Annotated in this window: 4 protein-coding genes; all 4 read left to right on the top strand. The window is 48.9% G+C overall.

Features of this window, described 5'->3' with window-relative positions:
* Positions 1 to 2,309 (top strand): efflux RND transporter permease subunit (locus AC4E7D_RS03390; protein ID WP_490172401.1); only part of this gene is annotated, 2,309 nt, incomplete at its 5' end.
* Between the two features lie 140 nt (positions 2,310 to 2,449).
* Positions 2,450 to 4,198 carry an aspartate--tRNA ligase gene (gene aspS / locus AC4E7D_RS03385; protein ID WP_490172400.1) on the top strand — a complete coding sequence of 583 codons (1,749 nt, stop codon included), beginning with the start codon at positions 2,450 to 2,452 and terminating at the stop codon, positions 4,196 to 4,198.
* 59 nt (positions 4,199 to 4,257) lie between these two features.
* Positions 4,258 to 6,042: a chloride channel protein gene (locus AC4E7D_RS03380; RefSeq protein WP_490172399.1), complete on the top strand. Its 1,785-nt coding sequence runs from the start codon at positions 4,258 to 4,260 to the stop codon at positions 6,040 to 6,042.
* 3 nt (positions 6,043 to 6,045) lie between these two features.
* On the top strand, positions 6,046 to 6,309 hold the full coding sequence (locus AC4E7D_RS03375) for a hypothetical protein (RefSeq protein ID WP_490172398.1): 264 nt from the start codon (positions 6,046 to 6,048) through the stop codon (positions 6,307 to 6,309).
* Positions 6,310 to 6,386: the final 77 nt, after the last annotated feature.

Below are 6,386 nucleotides of genomic sequence, written 5' to 3'. Positions count from 1 at the left end.
CCATGATCCTGTTTGGCCTGATCATGGGGCTTGGGATGCTGGTGGATAACGGGGTTGTGGTTGTAGAAAATGTATACCGCCTTATGGATGAGGAAGGGATGAGTCGGCTGGAAGCTGCCAAAAAAGGGATTGGTGAGATCGCCATCCCGATCATCATCTCCACTGCCACCACTATTGCCGCTTTCGTTCCCCTGGGAATGTGGCCGGGGATCATGGGTGAGTTCATGATCTTCTTCCCCATTACCTTATCGGTGGTCCTGGGGTCATCGCTCTTCGTGGCCATCTTTATGAACTCCATGCTAGTCTCCAGTTTTATGGAGGTCGGAGAAAAGGAACTGACCAGGAAACAGCTGATCCGCCTGAGTATTCTCCTGGGAGGTATCGGGACCTTTATCCTGATCTTTGGAGGGGAAATGCGCGGACTGGGGTCACTGATGATCGTACTTGGCATAAGTTTCTGGGCCTACAAATACCTGCTCAAACCCTCCGCAAGGAGGTTTCAGGAACGCACGCTCACGCGTTTCGAAAACTGGTACGAAAAGCGCATCAAACACGCGCTTCGCGGTGGAAATGTATACTGGTACTTCGGGGTGACCGTCCTCCTTTTGATCACTGCTTTTATCACCTTCGGGATATCCCTGGGAAGCGGAAGGACCAAGGTGGAATTTTTCCCGGATAATACACCCAATGAGATCTACGTCTATATTGAATATCCACAGGGTACAGCCATTGAAAAGACCAATGAGATCACCAAGGATATTGAACGCCGGGTCTATGCCATCGCTGATAGCGACAAATACATGGAAGGTACACACAACCTGTTGATCAAATCGAGTGTTTCCCAGGTGGGCAAGGGAGCAGAGAACCCCTTTACCGAAGGAGGCTCCGCTGCTGAAATGCCTCATCGCGGAAAGGTAACCATCTCTATGCGTGAGTTTAAATACCGTAAGGGCAAGGATACCGAAATGCTCCGGAAGGAGATCCAGGACGGACTTAAAGGGATTTACCCAGGACTGGCTATCTCGGTGGAGAAAGATGCCGTTGGACCGCCAGCCGGTTATCCCATCAATATTGAGCTCGAAGGGAAGGACTACGACACCCTTATCAATACGGCAGAACGCATGCGGAACTTTATCAACAGCAAGAACATAGCCGGGATTGAGGAGCTCAAAATCGACGTAAACAAGGGGAAACCCAGTATGCAGGTAGCAGTAGACCGCGAAAAAGCAGGAGAACTTGGCGTAAGCGTAGGGCAGGTAGGGCAACAGCTCAGGAGGTCCCTGTTTGGTGATAAAGCCGGGATCTACAAAAAAGATGGTGAGGACTATGACATCAACGTCCGCTTCAATGAAGACCTGCGTTACAACACCAGCGCACTTTTTAATCAAAATATCATATTCAGGGACCAGGCTACAGGACAGATACGCGAAGTCCCCGTATCCGCAGTGGCTTCCCAGCGCAATACCTCATCGTTCAGCGCCATAAAACACCGGGATACCAAAAGGGTGGTGACGGTTTATTCCGGACTGCAACCCGGCTTTACAGATGCCGGCGCCATAGTTGCTCAGATCCAAAAGGAAATGGAAGATTTTAACGGGCTTCCTGCCGGGGTGAAGATCGACTATACCGGACAAATCGAAGAACAGGAAAAACAGATGAATTTCCTGATGGGTGCCTTCTTTGCCGGACTGGGCCTGATAATGCTGATACTCGTGTTCCAATTTGGTGGCATCTCGAAACCCGCCATCATCATGACAGCGATCTTCCTCAGTTTTATTGGGGTATTCGGAGGACTCATGCTAACGGGTTGGCCTTTTGTCATCATGATGACTATGATGGGGATCATCTCCCTGGCAGGGATCGTGGTGAACAACGGGGTAGTGCTCCTTGATTATACACAGATCCTGATCGACCGTAAGAAAGTTGCCCTGGGACTGGATGATAAAGACCTCCTTTCCAATGAAGAAGTCACTGAAGCCATAGTCAAGGGGGGAAAGGCCCGTTTGCGACCTGTAATCCTTACCGCGGTTACCACGGTACTGGGACTGATCCCGCTTGCCATAGGCCTCAATATCAATTTCTTTACCCTCTTTTCAGATTTTGACCCACAGATCTACATCGGAGGGGATAATGTGATCTTCTGGGGACCACTGGCATGGACGGTTATCTTTGGGCTTATCGTTGCTACCTTCCTAACCCTCATTATCGTACCGGTACTCTTTAACATCATTTACAGAATAAAGATACGGATACGGGGCAGGAGGCGAAAGCCGTCACCAAAAGAGGAAGAACTGGATATTGCCGCTTAAAATTTAAACCCCGGAACGAACCGGGGTTTTTTTCTATTTCCAGGAAAGTTATTTTGGGAAAAAGACGCAATTTTCCAACCCTCCCTGTTCCGCAAACAAGCTTAACTTCTTACATTTGCGGCTAAAATCCGGGAGCTGTTATGTATAGAAGCTATACTTGTGGAGAATTGCGTGAGGAGCATATAGGTAAAGAGGTGGTCCTCTCTGGTTGGGTACAAAAAGTGCGGGATAAGGGGTTTGTGGTTTGGATCGACCTCAGGGACCGTTACGGCATTACCCAGCTGCTGTTTGATGAAGAGCGAAGCGAGGCAGCAATCCTGGAAAATGCCAGGAAGCTAGGACGGGAATTTGTGATACAGGCCAAAGGAAAAGTGCTAGAAAGGTCCTCTAAAAACCCCAACCTACCAACAGGGAACATAGAGGTGCTGGTAAGTGAACTTAAGGTACTGAATACCGCCCTGCTACCCCCTTTCACCATTGAAGACCAGACAGACGGAGGTGATGATCTCCGAATGAAATACCGCTATTTGGATATTCGCCGTAATCCGGTAAAAAATAACCTGATCTTTCGCAGCAAGGTGACGATGGAAGTCCGGAAATATTTGTCGGACCAGGGGTTTATTGAAGTAGAAACGCCCTACCTCATCAAATCGACCCCTGAGGGCGCCCGGGATTTCGTGGTACCCAGCCGCATGAACGAAGGCCAGTTCTACGCACTGCCCCAATCCCCGCAGACCTTTAAGCAACTGCTCATGGTAGGAGGGATGGATAAATATTTTCAGATCGTAAAGTGCTTCCGGGATGAAGACCTCCGTGCCGACCGCCAACCGGAATTCACACAAATCGATTGTGAAATGGCCTTTGTGGAACAGGAAGATGTGCTGCAGGCCTTTGAAGGGCTGGTGAGTCACCTCCTCAAGAGCATCCTCAATGTGGAAACCGGTACCTTTCCCCGCCTCACCTATGATGAGGCCATGAAGAAATACGGCTCAGACAAGCCCGATATCCGTTTTGGAATGGAGTTCGGGGAGCTGAATGCCCTTGTCCAGCACCGGGATTTTCAGGTCTTTAATACGGCAGAATTGGTGGTTGGGATTGCAGTCCCCGGAGGCGCATCCTACAGCCGTAAAGAGATTGATGCTATTGTGGACTGGGTAAAACGGCCACAAATCGGAGCCAAGGGCATGGTCTATGTGAAATGCAACGAGGACGGTAGCTTCAAATCTTCCGTAGATAAATTCTATACCGCTGAAGACCTTGAAAAATGGGCCGAAGCTACCGGGGCACAAGCCGGCGATCTCATTTGCATCCTGTCTGGTGAAACCCATACCACCAGAACACAGCTCAGTGCCCTGAGAATGGAATTGGCTGAGCGCCTTGGATTGAGAAAAACGAATGAATTTGCCCCCTTGTGGGTGGTAGATTTTCCCCTGCTGGAACTGGACGAGGAGACCGGTCGCTACCACGCCATGCACCACCCTTTTACCTCTCCAAAACCCGGACAGCTGGAACTGTTGGACAGCGCGCCTGGAGAGGTACGCGCCAATGCTTATGACCTGGTGTTGAACGGGAATGAGATCGGAGGGGGATCGATCAGGATCCATGATAAGGAAACCCAGGCTACCATGTTCAAGCACCTCGGATTTAGCCCGGAAGAAGCCCGTGCCCAGTTTGGCTTTCTGATGGACGCTTTCCAATATGGGGCACCGCCACATGGTGGGATCGCCTTTGGACTGGACCGACTGGTAGCTATCCTTGGGGGACAGGAAACCATTCGCGATTTTATCGCATTTCCAAAAAATAACAGTGGGCGCGATGTGATGATTGATGCCCCGGCACCTATTGATGAGGCCCAACTACAGGAATTGCATCTAAAACTCGATCTTTAATTGAGATTGTATAGGCGGTAGCTGTAGCTTTTTCATACCTTTAAACATATATCCTCAGGATGGCAGGCAGGTATGCAGAATTGTTGACAAAGCTCCTCAAATGGCGGTACAGGAATGTATCGAGCAAGCGCTTTATTTATGTAATGAGCATTGCCGTGGGGCTGCTCGCCGGGCTGGCTTCGGTTACCCTTAAAAACCTCACCTACTTCATCGAGGCCTCCCTTGAAAAGGGGATCATCTTCTCTGATAACCAGCTGTATTTCATCATCCCCATCATTGGGCTTACCCTGGTGTACCTCTATGTAAAATACATTCATAAAGAGCGGATGGACCATGCGGTTTCCTCCATCCTTTATGCCCTTTCCCGAAAAAGGGGGATCATGACACCGAAGCAGATCTATGGGCCCCTCATAGCGGCCCCTTTAACCGTAGGTTTCGGGGGATCTGTAGGACTGCTTGGTCCGGCCGTGGCCACCGGTGCTGCGATCAGTTCCAATTTTGGGAAACTCCTGCATGTGAATGCCAATAACCGCTCCCTGCTCATTGCCTGTGCTTCTGCCGGGGCCATTGCTTCCATATTTCAATCGCCCATAGCGGCCATAATTTTTGCTGTGGAAGTGTTTAGCCTGGACCTTACGATGCTCTCCCTGCTCCCGCTTATCCTGGCGTCCATTTCCGGGATCCTTACTTCTTATTTTTTTCTGGGGGAAGAAACGCTGATCCACTTTTCGGCAGCAGAGGCTTTCAAGATCAAAGACACTCTGTTCTACATTGTTCTGGGAATTGGAACGGCAGTCTCCTCCATCTACTTTACCAAAATGTACTTTGGTATATTCAACCTGTTTAAACCGTTTAGAAGCCCTAAATACCGACTGTTAGTAGGCGGGATTGCCATTGGGGTGATGTTGTATTTTATTCCACCCCTCTACGGGGAAGGCTTCGGGTTTATCAATGACCTCCTGACCGGAGACCACATAAAGGCACTGGGGAAAACCCCATTTGACCCCTATATTGATAACATCTGGGTAGTCATTGCCCTGCTGTTCGGGATCACCATCTTTAAAGCGGTTGCTATGACCACGACCTTCGCTGCAGGAGGGGTTGGCGGGATCTTTATCCCCACCATGGTCATGGGCAGTGCCCTGGGGAATGTGGTGGGCAAGGTCATCAACAACTCCGGCCTGGGATTTTCCGTTAACGAAAGCAACTTCACGCTAATAGGAATGGCGGGATTGATCGCAGGAGTGTTGCACGCGCCGCTTACCGCTATTTTCCTGATCGCCGAAATCACCGGCGGCTATGAGCTCTTTGTGCCGTTGATGATCACTGCTGCCATTTCCTACCTCATCAGCAAAAATGCTGTCGAACACAACATTTATACACGGGAACTGGCAAAAATCGGTGCTTTGATAACACATGATAAAGACCAGACCGTGCTCAGCCTCATGCAAATAGATGAGGTGATAGAACGCAATTTCAAGGAAATAAAAAAAGACATGACATTGGGAGAAATGTTGCACGATACCGTAGCCAAATCGGCCAGGAACCTCTTTCCTGTGGTCAATCAAGAGGGAGGCCTGATAGGTGTTGTGAACCTGGACGATATCCGTGCCGTTATGTTTGATAGTTCTATGTATGACAAGGTCACGGTGAGCAGCTTTATGCACAATGCCCCGGAGCATATTTTTTATGAAAGCGATACCATGAAACAGGTCATGGAAAAATTCCAGCGCAGTGGGGCCTGGAACCTGCCCGTTATACGCGGGGGTAAATATTATGGGTTTGTTTCCAGGTCAAAACTCTTTACCGCTTACAGGCGAAAACTGATTAACTTTACGGCCTAAGCCATGAAAAAAAAGCTCAATTATATCATCATTTTTATTGTGCTTGCCTCTGCAGCTGCGATCATTTATGGCTTTACCATCAAATCAAAAAACCTCGTTCTGGCCAATAAATACATAGGTTTTGGCACTGTGGGCCTTTTTCTGCTGGCCATGCCCTTATTCCTTTTCAAGGAAAGCAAAGGCAAGAAGGTCAAGGACTATATGCTTACCGAGGAAAACATCCGTAAAATGCGCGAAGAGCGGGAGAAAAGCGGGAAAGATCAGTAATTTATTTCATTTCTTGCCGTAATTCCTATTTTATTATACTACCTTCGTTTTATTATTTTTTAATTATTATTATGACT

The sequence above is a fragment of the Lentiprolixibacter sp. genome (assembly GCF_982873095.1).
The sequence above is the reverse complement of the archived record's forward strand: the minus strand, read 5'-3'. Positions and strand labels throughout refer to the sequence as shown.